Origin of the sequence: Maribellus luteus (genome assembly GCF_003576475.1) — a bacterium.
In the GTDB taxonomy this organism is placed as follows: domain Bacteria; phylum Bacteroidota; class Bacteroidia; order Bacteroidales; family Prolixibacteraceae; genus Draconibacterium; species Draconibacterium luteum.
The window spans coordinates 286,022-304,554 of the sequence record NZ_QWGR01000003.1 but is presented as its reverse complement, the minus strand read 5'-3'; the positions used below and the strand labels follow the sequence as shown (position 1 = coordinate 304,554).

Annotated in this window: 15 protein-coding genes; 7 read left to right on the top strand and 8 right to left on the bottom strand. The window is 44.7% G+C overall.

The window, feature by feature from the left end; all coding sequences use genetic code 11:
- Positions 1-154 precede the first annotated feature (154 nt).
- The gene (locus D1614_RS06830; RefSeq protein WP_147384059.1) at positions 155-1,120 is read left to right on the top strand and encodes a prephenate dehydrogenase; all 966 of its coding nucleotides are present in this window, start codon (positions 155-157) and stop codon (positions 1,118-1,120) included.
- A gap of 2 nt (positions 1,121-1,122) precedes the next feature.
- Positions 1,123-2,217 (top strand): chorismate mutase, encoded by a 1,095-nt coding sequence (locus D1614_RS06825; RefSeq protein WP_119437146.1) that lies wholly within the window; start codon positions 1,123-1,125, stop codon positions 2,215-2,217.
- Between the two features lie 88 nt (positions 2,218-2,305).
- Here the strand turns inward: D1614_RS06825 and D1614_RS06820 are convergent, their stop codons facing one another.
- From D1614_RS06820 to ald, 5 genes are all read right to left on the bottom strand, one after another.
- Positions 2,306-4,045: a M14 family zinc carboxypeptidase gene (locus tag D1614_RS06820; protein ID WP_119437145.1), complete on the bottom strand. Its 1,740-nt coding sequence runs from the start codon at positions 4,043-4,045 to the stop codon at positions 2,306-2,308.
- Between the two features lie 61 nt (positions 4,046-4,106).
- On the bottom strand, positions 4,107-4,601 hold the full coding sequence (locus D1614_RS06815; protein ID WP_119437144.1) for a dihydrofolate reductase: 495 nt from the start codon (positions 4,599-4,601) through the stop codon (positions 4,107-4,109).
- Between the two features lie 10 nt (positions 4,602-4,611).
- The gene (locus D1614_RS06810; RefSeq protein ID WP_119437430.1) at positions 4,612-5,406 is read right to left on the bottom strand and encodes a thymidylate synthase; all 795 of its coding nucleotides are present in this window, start codon (positions 5,404-5,406) and stop codon (positions 4,612-4,614) included.
- A 108-nt stretch (positions 5,407-5,514) separates the two neighbouring features.
- Entirely contained in the window at positions 5,515-6,324 is an 810-nt protein-coding gene (locus D1614_RS06805) for an ion transporter (RefSeq protein WP_119437143.1), read from the bottom strand.
- Between the two features lie 109 nt (positions 6,325-6,433).
- Positions 6,434-7,546, bottom strand: coding sequence for an alanine dehydrogenase (gene ald, locus D1614_RS06800; RefSeq protein ID WP_119437142.1), 1,113 nt, complete (start codon positions 7,544-7,546; stop codon positions 6,434-6,436).
- A 232-nt stretch (positions 7,547-7,778) separates the two neighbouring features.
- On the opposite strand from ald, the gene D1614_RS06795 reads away from it, so the two are divergent.
- The 3 genes from D1614_RS06795 to D1614_RS06785 all read left to right on the top strand — a co-directional run bounded on the left by D1614_RS06795 (position 7,779) and on the right by D1614_RS06785 (position 11,582).
- Positions 7,779-9,011: a pyridoxal phosphate-dependent aminotransferase gene (locus D1614_RS06795; RefSeq protein WP_119437141.1), complete on the top strand. Its 1,233-nt coding sequence runs from the start codon at positions 7,779-7,781 to the stop codon at positions 9,009-9,011.
- A 192-nt stretch (positions 9,012-9,203) separates the two neighbouring features.
- Entirely contained in the window at positions 9,204-11,075 is a 1,872-nt protein-coding gene (locus tag D1614_RS06790) for a CocE/NonD family hydrolase (protein WP_119437429.1), read from the top strand.
- Positions 11,076-11,189: 114 nt separating this feature from the next.
- Positions 11,190-11,582, top strand: a complete 393-nt coding sequence (locus D1614_RS06785) for a hypothetical protein (protein ID WP_147384057.1) — start codon at positions 11,190-11,192, stop codon at positions 11,580-11,582.
- A gap of 81 nt (positions 11,583-11,663) precedes the next feature.
- Here the strand turns inward: D1614_RS06785 and D1614_RS06780 are convergent, their stop codons facing one another.
- Both D1614_RS06780 and D1614_RS06775 read right to left on the bottom strand, forming a co-directional pair.
- Positions 11,664-12,893 carry an LL-diaminopimelate aminotransferase gene (locus D1614_RS06780; protein WP_119437139.1) on the bottom strand — a complete coding sequence of 410 codons (1,230 nt, stop codon included), beginning with the start codon at positions 12,891-12,893 and terminating at the stop codon, positions 11,664-11,666.
- 190 nt (positions 12,894-13,083) lie between these two features.
- Complete coding sequence (locus tag D1614_RS06775) at positions 13,084-14,247, bottom strand: AAA family ATPase (RefSeq protein WP_119437138.1); 1,164 nt, start codon at positions 14,245-14,247, stop codon at positions 13,084-13,086.
- Positions 14,248-14,369: 122 nt separating this feature from the next.
- On the opposite strand from D1614_RS06775, the gene dapF reads away from it, so the two are divergent.
- Entirely contained in the window at positions 14,370-15,236 is an 867-nt protein-coding gene (dapF, locus tag D1614_RS06770) for a diaminopimelate epimerase (RefSeq protein ID WP_119437137.1), read from the top strand.
- Between the two features lies 1 nt (position 15,237).
- Here the strand turns inward: dapF and D1614_RS06765 are convergent, their stop codons facing one another.
- The gene (locus tag D1614_RS06765; protein WP_119437136.1) at positions 15,238-17,421 is read right to left on the bottom strand and encodes a KamA family radical SAM protein; all 2,184 of its coding nucleotides are present in this window, start codon (positions 17,419-17,421) and stop codon (positions 15,238-15,240) included.
- A 227-nt stretch (positions 17,422-17,648) separates the two neighbouring features.
- Between D1614_RS06765 and era the strand changes: the two genes are divergently transcribed.
- On the top strand, positions 17,649-18,533 hold the full coding sequence (gene era, locus D1614_RS06760; RefSeq protein ID WP_119437135.1) for a GTPase Era: 885 nt from the start codon (positions 17,649-17,651) through the stop codon (positions 18,531-18,533).

The window sequence follows — 18,533 nt, the reverse complement described above, 5'->3', positions numbered from 1 at the left end:
CAAAATGAAAGATGGAATATCATTTTAAAAATATATGCCTATATTTGTTGACACAAAATTTATGTGATGCAGACAAGTTTTAACAATAGCTTTTATTACTTCTATTTTTATTTTGGTTCTAAAATCGGGATCAGGAAGTAGTGTATTGTTAAAAATGAAAGGATATGTTACAAAGAGGTCTCGAAGAAATTCGGGGCCTTTTTTTATTAAAAAAAATTCGAAAATGAGAATAACAATTGTTGGGCTGGGATTGATAGGAGGCTCGATGGCAAAAGACCTTCGAAAATCAGGTTTTGCCACTGAACTGATCGGTGTGGATACCAATGAGGCGCATGCGGCCAAGGCGCTTGAGCTTGGTTTGGTTGACCGGATTAGTTCGTTGGAAGAGGGCGTGAGTCAAACGGACCTGGTGCTGATTGCCATTCCGGTGGATAAAACGCTGGCTGTTTTGCCCGAGATCCTTGACCGGATTGAAAGTGGTACCACTGTTGCCGACATGGGATCGACAAAGAAAGCACTGGTTGATTCGGTAGCCAGCCATAAACGCCGGAAAAACTATGTGGCTGCACACCCGATGTCGGGGACCGAAAATTCCGGACCAGCGGCGGCTCTCGAAGATTTGTTTCGCGGAAAGATCGCCATTGTTTGCGACCAGGAAAACTCGGGGCCGCAACACATCGCACTGATTGAGAAAATGTTTCAGAACCTGGGAATGGACATCGCCTATATGACTTCCGATGAACAGGACCACAGCACGGCTTTTGTGTCGCACCTGCCGCATGCTGCCGCGTTTGCCCTGGCCAATGCGGTGCAGGCCAAAGAAGACCGGAGTATCATTTTTGATCTGGCCAGCGGAGGATTTCGATCAACGGTGCGGCTTGCCAAAAGTGCAGGTTCCATGTGGCATCCCATTTTTCAACAAAACCGCCGTTACGTTGTTGAAGCCCTGAATGTTTACATCAAACATCTAAAAGAGTTCAGGGATTGCATGAAGGAGGAAGACGACGAAAGAATGTGGGAGTTGATTGAAAATGCCAACCGAATCAGAAATATTCTCGCCGGTGAAACTCCTCATCTGGTTAAAAATGAAGAAACAATAACAAAACTTTATACAAGATAATCATGACACTGAAATTAGACATTAATCCGATCAAAGCATGGTTGCCACACATCGACAATCCACTGCTTATTGCGGGGCCATGTAGTCTCGAATCGGAAAAACAAGCCCTCGATACCGCCGGCCTTCTGGCTAAAGATAAAAGAGTATTTGTGTACCGCGGTGGTGTTTGGAAACCCCGTACCCGGCCCGGTTCGTTTGAAGGAGTTGGTTCGATTGGCTTGAGCTGGTTGCAAAAAGTAAAGGAAGAAACCGGTTTGCCGGTGGGAACCGAAGTGGCGAATGCACAGCATACCGAAGAAGCGCTCAAGGCTGGTTTGGATGTAATCTGGATTGGAGCGCGTTCAACTGCAAGCCCTTTTGTGGTGCAGGAAATTGCCGACGTATTGAAAGGCAGCAGCGCGGTTGTAATGATTAAGAACCCGGTAAACCCGGATGTGCAATTGTGGATGGGTGCCATTGAGCGTGTTCACCAGGCCGGTATTCGTAACATTGTGGCCATTCATCGTGGTTTTACGCCGTTTCGCGAAACCAAGTACCGCAATTACCCGAACTGGAAAACCGTAATCGAGTTGCGTCGTACGATGCCGAACCTGCCTATTATTTGCGATCCGAGTCATATTGCCGGGAAACGCGAATACCTGTTCGAAATTTCGCAGAAAGCGTTTGATATGGGCATGGAAGGTTTGATGCTGGAGTCACACATCGATCCGTCGTGTGCCATGAGTGATGCGGCACAGCAGGTTACGCCCGCTGATCTGGGTAAGATACTGGATAAACTGGTGATCCGTTACGAAAGTGCTGATAATCCCGACTTCGAAAACCGCCTGGATATGCTTCGTAACCGCATTGATGCCATCGACTCGGAATTGCTTGAAATGTTATCCTCGAGGGTGGAAATTGTAAAAGAAATTGGTGCCTATAAGCGAGATAACAATGTTACGGCACTGCAGATCAATCGATGGACGCAATTGATGGAAAACCGCGTTAATCTGGGAAAGAAGTTGGATTTGGATGAGACTTTTGTGAAAATCCTTTTCCAGTTGATTCACGAAGATTCGGTACGGATGCAAACCGAAATTATGGATGAAGAAAAGTAGTTATTGCTTACCATTGCATCAAAATGATAAAAGAAAAACGGGAACCTGATGGTTCCCGTTTTTCTTTGCCCGCCAACAAAGAATATGCTTAGTAAATCTTTGCAACCGGGTATCTTTTCCAGGTTTTTTCAAGCCATTCAGAGTTGTTGTAAATAAAGGCCATTTGAGCCCGGTGGTCTTTGGCAAACGCAGGGTCTTCGGCCCGTTTTGCTTCCAGCTTCTTTTTGAGATCGGGATGCTCTTCCAGGTATTTTAAGGCATTTTCTTCAAAGCCGTACGAAGAAAAATACTCCCGCTGATCCAGGATGTTATCAAAGAAGTTCCAGCGGAAAAACGAGTCTTCAGCTTTGGGCTCAAACATCTCCAGCAGGTAGCGGATTCTTTCCTGCCGCACCGGAATCAGCAAGTCGCCTTTGTAATACCGGATCTGTTGTATTTCTGAATGTGTAGTGACCTTGTTGTGATAGTAGTGCCCGTTGGCGGGGTGCGGCGAACTTGAATGATCATCAATGTAGTCAACCGAAACGCTGATAACTGAGTCTGTTTTTAGGGTTGAATATTTCACTCCGAGTAAATCTAGCTTTTGAATGATCTCAAGATAACCCTGCGGTAAAATGTAATACTCCGGAACTTTTACTTTTTCGGAAGGAATCCAGTATTCGAAATATTTAATGGAATCGGTATAAGGTTTTGAGGTGTCGTAGCCAAAACGCTCAACACCGGTTACGGGGCTGATTTGTTTATCCACCGCTTCAAAACCCTTGAATTCAATCGTGGAGTAGCGGGTGGTATCCAATTGATAGCTGACCGGAAATTCAAGCATAGTCATCGATTCCTGAATGCCCGCTGCTCTTTTTTGCCTGATTTCTTCACTGTTTCGGGAAGTATATTCCGCCAACACCTGGATAAACTGGTAGCAGGATTTTACGCGGTCGGGATAACTTTTGTAAATCTGATTCTCGGTTACCATGCCGAGGCTGTGAAACATGGTCGCAAATTCGTTAGAATAACGCGGACTGCCCTGAAACAGTGCCATTCCCTGCCGGGGATCGTGGTAAATGTAATTCACATACGGAATGAGTTCGTAAGTTCCTTTTTTCATGTCCTCAAAAAGGGCCGGAACAAAATCGTCCTCAATAAAATCCTGCATTACTTTCGGGAATCTGGCGGGCGACGGCGGAATCAGGGTGATGGAATATTGGTGATCCGAGCCGTTGGTGGTATGCGTGTCAAGAAAAACATCCGGATTCCACTCGTTAAAAATTTCATAAAAACTCAACGCATTTTGCGAATCACTTTTGGTAAAATCACGGTTCAGATCCAGGTTTTTGGCATTTCCGCGGAAGCCTGTTTCGTAAGGTGTTGTTTGCCCGGATCGGTTGTAGGCACTGCGGTTTAAATGGCCGCCAATGTTGTACACGGGAATTATAATGATCACCGTATTTTTCAGAATTTCCGCCAAACCGTTTTGATTGCAAAGCAGGTTGTCGGCAAACCAGAGGCTGGCATCGATTCCTTCCGGTTCTCCCGGGTGAATTCCGTTGTTGATCAATAGAACGGTTTTGCCCTGCTCGTGTATCTTTGCGGCATCAAAAACCGGTTCGTTGTTGATGACAAAAAGATGCAGGGGTTTTCCTGCGTCGGTCTTTCCTTTTTCCAGCAGAACTGCATTTTCATAAGCTTTGTCAAGGAGCTGGAACATTTCGATCGTCTCATCGTAGGTGGGAGTGTAGTTCTCTTCAAAACGGAGGTTCAAAAGAGGTTGCTGGGCAATTGTTGTCAAACAGAAGCAGAGCAGGCCCAGAATAAACATGGTTTTCTTCTTCATAAGTCAGTTTAGTTAGAATGAGTTCTGTTGAAACAATTGGGCGGAATTGTCTGTTCGGCGCCTATTTTCGTTCCAGATCGATGTACGAGTAGTCAAAGCCGTTGGCTTCGTCAAAAAAATCTTCCCGTTTGTTTTCCTGCCATTCCGAAAAATCAATCTCCGGAAAATATACATCGGCCTCAAAAGGTTTATGAACCAGTGTGAGGTAGAGTTTTCCTGCCTGCGGGTAGAACTGGCGGTATACCATTCCTCCTCCGATCACAAAAGCTTCCTCTTCTCCCTGTACTTTCTGAATGGCTTCTTCGATGGAAAAAACCACTTCACATCCCGGGAAAACATCGTCTGTTTTATCGGTGATAACAATGTGACGGCGGTTTGGCAGCGGCCACTTGGGCAACGAGAGCAGGGTATTGCGTCCCATAATCAGGCTGTGCCCGGAAGTTATTGCCTTGAAACGTTTCAGGTCGTTGGGCAAATGAAAAAGCAGATCGTTGTTTTTACCAATGGCAAAGTTCTCGGCAACGGCAACGATAATGGAAATGTTTTTATGGATCATTTTGAAATAATTAAACGGCCACAACTCCTTTAATAAGCGGGTGCGACTGGTAATTTATCAGTTCGAAATCTTCGTATTTGAAATCGAAAATGCTTTTCACATCGGGATTGATCTTCATGGTTGGCAGAGGGTAAGGCTCGCGTGTTAACTGTAGCTTCACCTGGTCGATGTGGTTGGAGTAAATATGTACATCGCCAAAAGTATGTACAAAGTCTCCGGGTTGCAGGCCGGTTACCTGCGCCACCATCATTGTGAGCAGTGCATACGACGCAATGTTGAACGGAACGCCCAGGAAAACATCGGCACTGCGCTGGTAAAGCTGGCATGATAGTTTCCCGTCAGCCACATAAAACTGGAAAAGAATGTGGCACGGAGGCAGGTTCATTTTGTCGAGTTCCCCCACGTTCCAGGCACTTACAAGGTGTCGGCGCGAATCAGGATTGTTTTTGATGGAGTCGATTAGCTGGCTGATCTGGTCGATGTGTTTCCCGTCGGGAGTTGGCCAGCTACGCCACTGGTAGCCGTAAATATGCCCGAGGTTGCCGTCGTCATCGGCCCATTCGTTCCAGATTCTCACTCCGTTATCCTGCAGGTATTTTACATTGGTGTCGCCCGCAAGAAACCACAGCAGCTCATAAACAATCGACTTTAAGTGCAGCTTTTTGGTGGTCACCATCGGAAATCCTTCACTCAGATCAAAACGCATTTGATGTCCAAACCGGCTGATGGTGCCGGTACCCGTGCGGTCTTCTTTTTTCGTCCCCTTTTCCAGAATAGTTTCCAATAAATCCAGATACTGCTTCATAATTCCTCCATTTTCTACAAAAATAGTTTTTTGATCAGAGTAGTCTCCGAAAGGGCACATTTAAATATCCACAAATGTTTGGATACTGTTAATTGAATGCTTTATGTTTTATGCCGGAGGATTGATCTTTGCGCCGCATTTCTTACAGTAAACAGCATCATCGTCGTGGTGGTGCCACAGACATTGCGGACAAACCTGTGTGTTGTCGCGCCGCGATGGATTGATGATTTCGGCTGTAACAATACCCGTTGGAACGGCAATGATCGCGTAGCCCATGATCATTACAATGCTGGCCATAAATTGCCCCAGCGAAGTTTGCGGGCTAATGTCGCCATATCCGACAGTGGTAAGCGTAACGATGGCCCAGTAGATTCCGCGCGGGATGCTGGTAAAACCATTGGCTTCGCCTTCAATCAGGTACATAACCGTTCCGATCACAATCACCAGTACGATCACAAAGAAAATAAATACGCTTATTTTTTCGCGGCTGGCCCAAAGGGCGCGTACCAGCGATCTTCCGGCCTGGGTGTAACGGCTTAGTTTCAGGATACGGAAAATCCTCAGCATTCGCAAGATACGAATTACAACCAGGCTGTGCGAACCAACCAGGAACAAGCCGATGTAGGTTGGAATGACCGACAAAAAATCGATAATGCCGTAAAAGCTGAAAATGTATTGGAAGGGCTTTCGCACAATAAGGATACGAAGAAAGTATTCAGCGGTAAAAATACCGGTAATGATCCATTCCAGAATGTGCAAATGTGTCCGGTAGTCCTGCCGTATAAACGGGACACTTTCGAGCATAACCAGTGCTACGCTTAGCAGGATCACAAACAGCAATACCACGTCGAAAAGTTTCCCTGTCGGCGTATCTGCTTCAAAAATAATTTCGTAGAGTTTTTGTCTGGTTCTACTCATTGCCGATGCTTTGAGGCCTAAATATACAATATTTGCGGGAAGTGTGAGGCGGTCAAAAAAAAAGCCTCCCCGAAAAACCGGAGAGGCTTGAAATTATTTCGATTGGTTTTTATAGTACCGACTCTACATTGTGAAGTGGAAGGTTGAAAGCTTCTGCTACTCCTTCGTAAACAACCTTGCCTTCGACAACATTTAGTCCTTTGCGTAAAGGTTCACTGTCGATACAAGCCTGTTTCCATCCTTTTTGTGCAATCTGGACTGCGTAGGGCAGAGTCGCATTGGTTAAGGCGATGGTTGAAGTACGCGGAACCGCACCCGGCATGTTGGCTACACAATAATGAAGAATGTGATCGACTACATAGGTAGGATCGGCGTGCGTGGTTGCTTTGGTGGTTTCAAAACATCCTCCCTGGTCAACGGCAACGTCAACCAATACGGTTCCCGGTTTCATGGTCGAAAGCATGTCGCGTGTAACCAGGTGCGGAGCTTTGGCTCCCGGAATAAGAACGGCACCAATAATAAGATCGTTTTGTTTTACCGCTTCGCGAATGTTGTATTCGTTGCTCATCATGGTTTTTACGTTCGGCGGCATAATGTCGTCGAGGTAACGCAAACGAGGCAATGAAACGTCCATGATGGTAACATCGGCACCCAGTCCGGCAGCCATTTTGGCGGCTTCGGTTCCTACAATACCACCACCAATAATCAATACATTGGCCGGAGGAACACCGGGAACTCCTCCCAGCAGTACACCGTATCCGCCAAATGTTTTTTCAAGGTATTTGGCACCTTCCTGTACCGACATACGGCCGGCAACTTCACTCATTGGTATCAGCAACGGAAGCGAACGGTTGGCCATTTCAACGGTTTCGTATGCCAAGCAGACGGAGCCGTTTTCGATCATTGCATTGGTAAGTTCCTCGCTCGAAGCAAAATGGAAGTATGTGTACAGGATCTGGCCTTTTTTGATCAGTTTGTATTCCGGTTCAATCGGCTCTTTTACTTTAATGATCATTTCAGCAATGCCATACACATCTTCAATGGTAGGAAGAATTTTGGCACCTGCATTTATGTAGTCTTCGTCGGGGAAGCCACTGCCGGCACCGCCGCCTGCCTGAATATACACTTCATGGCCGCGTTTACTTAGTTCGGCCGCTCCCGCAGGCGTGAGAGCAATACGATTTTCATTATTTTTGATTTCCTTAGGTACTCCGATAATCATATCTTAAAGATTTAGTAGTTATAATTCGAGCTCAAAAGTAAAAATAGAGAGTTTATGAAAACATGATAAAACTTAATTATTTAACGCTTTGTTAATGAATGAACCTTCAGTGGCTCAATATGATGTTAATTTGGAAGTTAAATTTCCAACAATATTGCAAAATGAAATTTTTCATTCATCGTTATTTTTAGATTGATAGGCTTATATTTGCTCACTTGTAATTTATTTAAACATGCCGACAGTATCAGACAGGGGAAGGATAATGCCTGATTCACCCATCAGGAAATTGGCTCCGTTGGCTCAAAGAGCTAAGGAGAGGGGGATAAAAGTGTTTCATTTGAATATCGGTCAGCCCGATTTACCAACTCCGAAAGAAGCACTGGCGGCGATTCAGAACATCGATCGTACAATACTTGAGTACACACCCAGTGAAGGAATTTTTTCGTTTCGGCAAAAGCTGGCGAAATATTACCACAAGTTTGACATTGATGTGCAGGCCGAAGATATTATCATTACTTCGGGAGGAAGCGAAGCGGTGACTTTTGCATTTATGAGTTGCCTCGATCCGGGAGATGAGATCATTGTTCCGGAACCGGCTTATGCCAATTACGAAGCTTTTGCTATTGTAGCCGGGGCTAAAATTCGTTCGATCGCAGCCAATATCGAAGAAGGATTTTCTTTGCCGCCCGTTGAAGAATTCGAGAAGCTGATCACTCCCAAAACAAAAGGGATTATGATCTGTAATCCGAACAACCCAACCGGGTACCTTTATACGCAACAGGAAATGAATGAAATTCGGGACCTGGTGAAAAAGTACGATCTGTATCTTTTTTCCGACGAGGTTTACCGTGAATTTTGTTACACCGGGGCTCCTTATATTTCGGCCTTTCACCTGGAAGGTATTGAGCAGAACGTGGTGTTGATTGATTCTGTTTCAAAACGATACAGCGAGTGTGGTCTGCGTATTGGCGCCTTGATTACTAAAAACGAGGCAGTTAAGAAGAATGTAATGAAGTTCTGCCAGGCGCGTTTAAGTCCGCCGTTAATTGGGCAAATTGCTGCCGAGGCTTCGTTGGATGCCGATCCGGAATACATGCTCAATAACTACAACGAATACGTGAACCGCCGAAAGTTTCTGATTGACGGCTTAAACCGGATCGACGGAGTTTATTCCCCGATTCCGATGGGAGCATTTTATACGGTGGCCCGTTTGCCCGTTGATAATTCGGATCGCTTTTGTGAGTGGTTGTTGTCTGACTTTGATTACGAAGGGCAAACGATTTTTCTGGCTCCCGCATCGGGCTTCTATACCGTACCCAACAGGGGCCAGGATGAAGTGAGGATTGCCTACGTACTAAAAAAAGAAGACCTGGCAAAGGCGCTCAAAATCCTGGAGGAAGCCCTGAAAGTTTACCCGGGAAGCAAAGTGCGGCGGGTTGAAATAGGACAGGAAAGTACAAAGTAGTGATACAAGATATTGGAAAATCCGGGAGCTGTGCTTACCGGATTTTTTATTTTTGTGACTGCTTGTTTAATTGCTCCTGGTCTCATCGTCCCAAAGAGGATGGAAGGTTTTGGTAACCTTAAAATCTCAGATGAAGATTATTCGGAGTTTTTAGCATTACTTGATAACTTAAAAACAAGCCACTTTAGTTACATGAAAAAAATTATTTTTCTTTTTCTGATTCTGGCCGGAATACAGGTTTTTGCACACGACAAAGATTCAACCTGGTTCCGAAATAATTACACCAAGCAGGAAGTTTACATTCCCATGCGCGACGGTGTAAAGCTGTTCACTTCGGTTTATATGCCCAAAAATTCGGACGAAAAACACCCGATTCTGATAACCAGAACGCCTTACTCGTGCAAGCCTTACGGTGCGGATAAATATGCCCGCATCTGGAAAAGCTATCAAAGGGAGTATCTGAAAGAAGGATACATCATCGTAACACAGGATGTTCGTGGGCGGTGGATGAGCGAAGGGGAATTTGTGGATGTTCGTCCCTTTAATTCCAACAAAAGAGGAAAAGAGATTGACGAAGCCAGTGATGCTTATGACACGGTGGATTGGCTGGTGAAGAACTTGCCGGATAACAACGGGAAAGTAGGCGTTTTTGGTATTTCCTATCCGGGATTTTACTCGATTATGGCGGCAGCAAGTAATCACCCCGCAATAAAAGCAGTAAGCCCGCAGGCGCCCGCAACCAATTGGTTTATTGGTGACGATTTTCACCACAATGGCGCATTCCTGCAAATGGACGCCTTTTCGTTTTTTTCGGGAGTGGGCTGGGGATTTGGTGCTCCACGACCCAAGCCAACAACAGAAGGTCCAGTCTCCGCTGGATTTCCCGTAGAAGATAACTACAAGTTTTATTTGGAGCAGGGGCCTTTGAAAAACCTGACAAAATTAACCGGTGATACCATTGCGTTTTGGAGCGAGATGATGGAACACCCCACTTACGATGAATGGTGGCAGGCCCGCGATGCCAGAAATGCAACGTTTGATCTGAATCCAGCCATGTTGTGGGTGGGTGGTTTGTTTGACGCCGAAGATTGCTGGGGGGCATGGAACGCTTACAAAGCTGCCGAGAAAAATAATCCTGGAAAAGTATTTAACCGAATTGTGGAAGGTCCCTGGTATCACGGGCAATGGGCACGTGGCGATGGTGCAAATCATGGAAATATTCAGTTTGGAGCGAAAACCAGCGAGTACTATCAGGAGAATATAGAAGTGCCGTTTTTCAACTATTTTCTGAAAGGGAAAGGAGATGTTTCTCAGATTGCCGAAGCAAACGTATTTATAACCGGGGCCAATAAATGGATGAAATTCGACCAATGGCCGCCTGTTCAAAAAGCAGACAAAGCCATTTATTTGCAGGCTGGTGGCAAATTGTCGTTTGATGAGCCAGCCTCGGGTGAAGGTTTTACAGCATATACCAGCGATCCTGCCAAGCCGGTTCCTTACGAAGAACATGTTCACCTGGGCCGTACCCGCGAGTACATGTCGAACGACCAGCGTTTTGCTGCACGCCGTCCCGATGTTTTGGTTTTCCAGACTGATGTTTTGCAGGAAGATGTAACAGTTACCGGAAGCGTGTTGGCAGATATTCTGACCAGCATTTCAACCACCGATGCTGATTTTGTGGTAAAAATCATCGATGTTTTTCCGGATGATTTTGCGTATCCCGAGAACGTTGAAAAAGATTACCCGATGGGGGGATACCAGATGCTGGTGCGTGGCGAGGTTTTCAGAGGCCGGTTCAGAAAAAGCTTTGAAAAACCCGAAGCTTTTACTCCGGGGCAGGTGGAACAAGTGAAGTTTGAATTACCCGATATTGCACACTGTTTTCAAAAAGGCCATCGTATAATGGTGCAGATCCAGAGTAGCTGGTTTCCGTTGGTGGATCGCAACCCGCAGCAATTCGTGGACATTTATAATTGCGATGAATCCGACTTTGTAAAAAGCGAGATTAAAGTTTATCACGACGTACAACATGCATCAAAAATAATTTTGCCGGTTTTGAATTGATGATTTTGTCAGATATAGATTGAAGGCTTCCTGTTTTGTGGAGCCTTTTTTTGTTCAACAAATTGGGTAATAATAGTTCTGATTCAACGTTTGTAAAGAACTAAATCAAACAAAATGAACACGCCGTTTTCTATTTCTTCGCGCTTCAATCTCTCTGATAAAAAGTATTTAGCCAGTCGAGTTGCTTGTGTTGCATTTATGATTGTATTTGGGCTTTATCTTTGGGGTGGTCGTTCGTTGGCGGCGAGTGTAATTTCTGCTACGGCGATTCTTCTGTTTGCCCTTCAATTTATATTTCAGTTTAATGCGGTAAACGGAGTTTTAGGCGGCCTGATGGTGCTTGTTGGTCTCTATTTTTCAATGGCCGTTTGGTCGGAGTTTAGTGAGTTTGAAGTGGTGAACAAAGAGGCACTAACGCTTCTGCTGGTTGGATGGGGGCTTTGTTTGTCAGTGATTGTTTTGGCAATTTTTATGGTTGTCAGCTTTATCCGCGATTTTGCTAACTAGGGAAGCGTTACCGTTACAAATGAATACAAAAGCAAAAGCCGGCTAAATAACCGGCTTCTGAATGTTGTATTGCTGAATCTCTTAATTCATGTTTTTGATTCTGTCCATCGCTTCCAGCACATTTTCGCGGTCGGCAAAAGCAGAAAAACGGAAGTAGCCTTCGCCCGAAGGACCAAAGCCTGAACCCGGAGTTCCAACCACATTGGCTTCCGTCAAAACCTTGTCGAAGAATTCCCACGATTTCATGCCGTTTTTGGTTTTTACCCAAATGTAAGGAGCATTTTCGCCGCCAAACACTTCGTAACCCGCATTGGCCAGGCTTTCTTTCATGATGCTTGCATTCTCCATGTAGTAAGCAATCACTTCGCTTACTTCTTTCTTGCCTTCTTCGGTGTAAATAGCGGCAGCAGCCTTTTGTACCGGGTACGAAACGCCGTTGAACTTGGTCGAATGACGACGGTTCCACAACGGTTTTACCGGGTGAGCTTTTCCTGCTTTATCGTAAGCTACCAGGTCGTCCGGAACTACAGTGAATGCACAACGAGTTCCGGTGAATCCAGCGGTTTTCGAGAAACTGCGGAATTCGATGGCCACTTTTTTGGCGCCTTCAATTTCGTAGATCGAACGCGGAATACTGTCGTCCTGAATAAAAGCTTCGTATGCTGCATCGTAAAGAATAATTGCATTCTTTTCAATGGCATAATCCACCCACTTTTTCAGCTCTTCTTTCGATGCCACCGTTCCGGTAGGGTTATTCGGATAGCAAAGGAAGATCAGGTCCGGAGTTTCGGTAGGAAGTTCCGGGATAAAACCATTTTCTTTGGTGCAGGGCATGTAAACAATGCCTTCGTAGTAGCCGTTTGCCTGGCAGATGCCTGTTTTTCCTGACATTACCGTAGTGTCGGCATATACCGGGTAAACCGGGTCGCAAATGGCAATTTTATTATCGTTCCCAAAAATTTCCTGGATGTTTCCGGTGTCACATTTCGAGCCGTCTGAAATAAAAATCTCACCTGCGGAAATATCAACACCTTTGTCCTGGTATGAATGTTTGGCGATGGCTTCGCGTAAAAAAGCATAGCCCTGCTCGGGACCGTACCCTTTAAATGTTTCGCCTTTGGCCATTTCTTCCACACCTTCGTGAAAAGCCTTTACAACACTCGGCACCAGTGGCTGGGTAACGTCGCCGATACCCATTTTGATCACTTTTTTATCGGGGTTGGCTGCAATGAAATCATTCACACGCCGCCCGATTTCGGGGAAGAGATAACCCGCTTGAAGCTTCAGGTAATTTTCATTAATTAATGCCATATCTATCTGTTTTTATTGAATTTCGTTTGAAGCTGCTAAGATAAGAAATATAAGTGGCGACACCTTTCTTCGTGAACCGGGCTAATTCTTATTTAGATTTTTTTAATGAAAAGGGCTGCGGTTCTTTCTTCCGTGTGTAATTCTATTCTGTATGGCTTTTCTGAAAAATGCGGATCACGAAAAACCGGAATTACAATTGTGCATCCAGTCGCTTTAGCCATTCTTTGAAAATGGGATTTACCAGTTTATATTGAAGTCCCTGCTTTGCTATAATATCTTTGTTAATTAAGCTATTTAAGGTAGTGTTGAGCGTTGAACTCGGAGGTAGATGGTATTTGTCTCTTGTTTTTACAGAATATAGCTCTGTGTTTTCATCAATAACTGTAAGAGTTTGCAATACATTTCTCTGGATATTCGAGAGTTGGTCATAAATATTCTGGAAAATATCTGATTGCCCGTTAATTATTTTTGTCAGCCATAAATGGTTAAACGTTTCGTTGTTCTGATCGTGTCCCGATAACAGTAAGTAAAACACTTCGGAAGCGAAAAATTGAGTATAATGTGGGTGGCCCCCCGATATTTCCAATATTTTATCGACAACACTTTGCGTGATGTAAATTCCACGGCTTTTGAAGCGATCGGTAATAAACATTTCCAATTCTTCTTTTCTAATTGGATTTAGGTTCATTTTGGTGCCAAATTCATAAAAAGGTGAATTGTTGTCGGAAAAGATGGATTCCATCATTGATTGTTTGCTTCCCAAAAAAATGTAGCTTACGTTCTCGTGAAACTGAAAAGCCGATCGCATCCAGTTGATCAGGAATGGATCGATGCGTTTTATTTCCTGAAATTCATCAAATGCAATGCATATTTTTTGGTTGTTTTTTTTGCCGATTTTGTCCGGTATATTTAAGATGGTTTCTACATCAATCTGTTGATGAATGGTCTCCGTTTGCAATGAAAATGAGGGGTTGCCATTTTCGTCGAACGTCACCGAGGGTTTTAATCCTTTAAAACTCTCTACCAACTTTCCCGACAGTGTTTTCATATTGTCTTTCCAATCAAACAGGCTATCAGCAATGAGTTTGGCGTAGCGTTTACAAAAATCATCCGTGCTTTTTATATTGTACAGATCAACATACAGTGTTTTTACCAACACTGATTCGTTAAAGACACGTTTTATTAACGAAGTTTTTCCATATCGTCGAGGTGAAAACAACCAAACCGACTGACTGTTTTGCATGTACTGTTTTAGTTGCTGAATTTCTTCTTTTCTGTTGCAGAATGCTTCGCGGCTAACTACACTTCCGTATTTGAACGGGTTGTCAGATTCTGTTCCTTTTGATTTCGTCATTTTGCGTGTCGTATAATTGCGTGTCGTAAAATTACGAAATGGATGTCTGTTTTCAAAAGATTTCGTTCTGAAATCACCGAATTCGGTTTGGATTGGTACTTTTGTCAGTAAAGACTATCATTATGCAAAACTTCTATATTAAATCACACGGATTAGGGAACGACTACATTGTACTTGAACAGGATACGATCACTTTTGAATTGACTAAAAAAGCTATCGTCCGCATCTGTGATGTGCACTTTGGAATTGGCTCCGACGGAATTCTGTTGAAAGTGCCGTCAGAAGTAGCTGATTTTGGTTTGCGTATTTTAAACCCTGACGGATCGGAAGCGGAGAAAAGTGGGAACGGCCTGCGGATTTTTTCGAAGTTTCTGTATGACCACGGACACACTGCCGAAAAAGTATTTACCATTGAAACCCTTGGCGGAGTGGTTACTGCCGAGATTGTGGAAGAACGCAAAGGCAAAGCTCACACGATTAAGGTGGACATGGGTAAAGCCATTTTTGAATCAGCGAAAGTTCCGGTGAACATTGAGGCTGCTGAATGCATCGACAAACCCTTGCATTTGCACGACCAGTCGTTTAAAATTAACTGTGTTTCGGTGGGTAACCCGCATTGTGTAATATTGGTTGATGAGTTGGATGAAGCAGAAGTAAAAAGTTATGGCTCTGACATTGAGAATCACCCGATGTTTCCGAACCGTATCAATGTGCAGTTTGCAAAGGTTATTTCGCCGACCGAAGTGGAAGCCATGATTTGGGAACGGGGCGCCGGCTGGACGCTGGCTTCCGGAAGTTCGTCGTGTGCGGTGGCTGCAACGGTTATCAAACGCGGGCTGACCGAAAGAAACCTGACCATCAAAATGCCGGGAGGAAATCTTCGGATCGAAATCGATGAGGATTGGGAAATCCGCATGACCGGTGAAGTGCGTGAGATTGCTTCGGGCACACTCAGTGCTGAGTTAATGGAGGATTTTGACACCAACTAGATCAAATTTCCAGGCTTGTAAATTCTTTGGTGACTTCATATTCATATTCGGGATATTCGTACATGGGCATCCGTGCTTCGGTTTGCCCAATCGAATAACCGAAAATCCGCCGGTAATCGTCGCGGTCTTCTCCCATTTCTTCCAGTTGATTGAGGTATTCCGCTATCGATTTTGATTCGATAACGATTACTTTGCCCATGGTGTTGATTATCGGGCTGTGATTTCGGGTTCGATCGTGATCAAATTCCAGGATTCGTCTGCCATAGCGGGTAATGCCAATGGTTCTGAACGTTAGGCTTTTCCCTACTCCGGGGAGATTGAGGATGTTTCTGTCGGTAGCTAAAAACGGGAGGTCATACTCATCTCTTAAGCGGGCTATCTTGCTTTTGATCGTTTTTGAATCGAGCATCAGCGATTGTGCAAAATCCATTTCCACCCCCGGTATTTTTCCGATTACTTTCTCTTCCATGGCTTCCTGTACCGATCGCGAATTAGGGGCAAAACTGGCCGTGTTTTCCTTGAAGCCTTTCACTGTAAAAGTGTAATACGTTAAAACGCCGATGTCGTTCAGTACTTTCCGAAGTTTGGCCGTGTGTCCGCGACGTGAGGCTGCTGTGGTAAAAACAAGCTGGTTGGTAACGGCCCACCCTGCATTTAAAAATACCTGGACAGCTCTTCGGGCTTCGGGAGTTACTTCCATCGGAGATTCGAAGTGGGTTTGAATGACAAATTGTTGAATGCCAATTTTGGAGGCTTTGATTCTGAAGCCTTCAAGGATCTGTCCCAGTTCGGGTGTTATTCGTTGCGGCAGATAAACCGGCAGGCGCGTGCCAATTCTGATTCGTAAGATTTCTGCATATTTTTCATGTTCAGGTCGCTTCTTGTTTTCGTTTATCTTCCTTAAAGCCATTTGGTAGATTTCATCCAACATCTGACGAAGGCTGTTGTCGTGGCTCATCAACGCATCGCCGCCGGTAAGCAGGATATCACGTAACTGGGAGTCGTCTTTGAAATAATCCAGCAATCTGGGCAGTCGTTCACTCCAGCTTTCATCCGGCTTAAGTTTGTCCAGGTTAAAATTCAGGCGTCCCCGCTGAAAGTCAAACATACGCTGACAGCTGGCGCACAATCCTCCGCAGGCACGGCCGACGGTGTCGGGGATAAAAATGGCTACTTCGGGGTATCTCCGGTGAATGTTGTGCGAAGGAAGAATCCAGCCTGCAGCGTTGGGTTTTCCGGGCTCCGTTTTGTCTTCCTTCTCCCAGGCTACAATTTCACCAAATTCTTCGACCAGCTGCTGGCTGTAAACCACGTAGCAACGAATGGCCAGATCGCCGCCGACAGCAAATTCAGGTGTTTGAACATTAAGCAGCGACAGGTAATAGGGGTTCACAAAAAACGGAATTCCTTTTTCGCGCGCCTCGTATAAAATTTTCATGGTATCCGGATCAAGCGAATAATCGAGCATCTCGTTTAGCAAGTCGGGCGAGCGTACGGCAAATTTTAGGTGAAAATGACTTTCGTTCCACCATTCTTCCATCTTTTCCCGTTTTTGTTTGAGTGTCATTTCTGTTCCAAAGTTGTACGTTGGGCTGGTGATTTCACCCGTATCAATTTTTTTCAGCAGAATGTTGATGATCCGTTCCTTGTTCTTTTTTCGCAGTTCAATGATGTTACTGTCAATTCCTGAAGGATATTTCTTCATCCACGCTAACACTTCTTTCTTTTTGGGCAGGTCGCGCGGTAAAGAGCCGTTTAGTTGCCGGAACAGCTGCAGCATGTCCATAAAGAAGCCGGGTTTGGCACCGCCAATTCCAAAGTTGGTGGCCATCCACAGCATTTTTATCGGGTTGCTTACCGCCATTTCGCCGTGAATATTCTGGTCGACGTATTGTTCTCCCGCATGGTCGACATAGTCCAGAATACGTATGGTTGCAAAATCTTCCCAGTTCAACAATTCATACAATTCCGGATTGGTTTTCGGGCTGTAGTAGAAGCGCTCGGCCGCACTGTTTCTTTTTAGTTTGGGCAAAACCCAGTTGCGAACCGCAGTTAGCGCTTCTTCGCGTGTGGCGGCAGTTAGCAAAATCTTTTCCAGTACAGGATTTTCGTTTAACAGTGTTCGGAGCAGGCGATGGGCGTGAACGGTGATGGCGATATTATCCAGATTTGCTGAAGTTGTCATGGCTTTGTTTTTTTGAAATGGAACCCGTATTCTTTAATATAAGAAAAACAGGGCACTTTTCCTATATTTTAACTTGCTTAAAACGAGGAGTATTATCAGATTTTTAACAAAAAAATGAAAGTGGAATTCAGTATTCGTATTATTCGCCAAAACAATTATCTTTGCGCTGATTTTTAGTAATTTATTTAGAATTCCCGGGAGGGAAGGATCACCTAAAATTTGAAATAATGGCACATAAAGCAGGCTTTGTGAACATTGTTGGAAATCCCAACGTGGGGAAATCCACCATCATGAACGCACTCGTTGGAGAAAAACTCTCCATTATCACCCAAAAAATGCAAACCACCCGCCACCGCATCAAAGGCATTGTTAGTGGCGATGAATTCCAGATCGTTTACTCGGACACACCCGGTATTCTGAAGCCCAGTTACAAACTACAGGAATCGATGATGAAATTTGTTGATTCGGCGTTGATCGACGCGGATGTGATTCTGTTTGTAACCGATGTAAAGGAAAAGAGTGACAAGAATCCGGAGTACATTGAAAAGGTACGCAAGTCGAATATGCCGGTGATTGTATTGATCAACAAAATCGATTTGTCGAACCAGGAGGAAGTGTTGAAACTATATGATTACTGGAGAACTGTTTTTCCGGGCGCGGATGTTTTTCCAATTTCGGCGCTCGAAAAATTTAACATTGCGCCGATTTTCGACCGTATCCTGGAATTGTTACCCGAAAGTCCGCCATTCTTCCCGAAAGATGAACTGACAGACCGGAACGAACGCTTTTTTATACAGGAAATTATCCGCGAAAAGATTTTGCTGAACTACCAAAAGGAAATTCCTTATTCGGTGGAAGTGGAAGTGGAAGACTTCAAGGAAACGGAAAAACTGATCAATATAAGAGCAGTGATTTATGTTTCGCGCGACAGCCAGAAAGGAATCATTATCGGACACCAAGGGAAAATGATTAAAAGAGTGGGCTCTGAAGCGCGTGCAGATGCCGAAGAGTTTTTCGATAAAAAAATATTCCTCGAATTGTATGTGAAAGTGGCCAGGGACTGGCGGGAAACAGACCGTCAGCTGAAGAAATTTGGCTACGACGCGTATTGA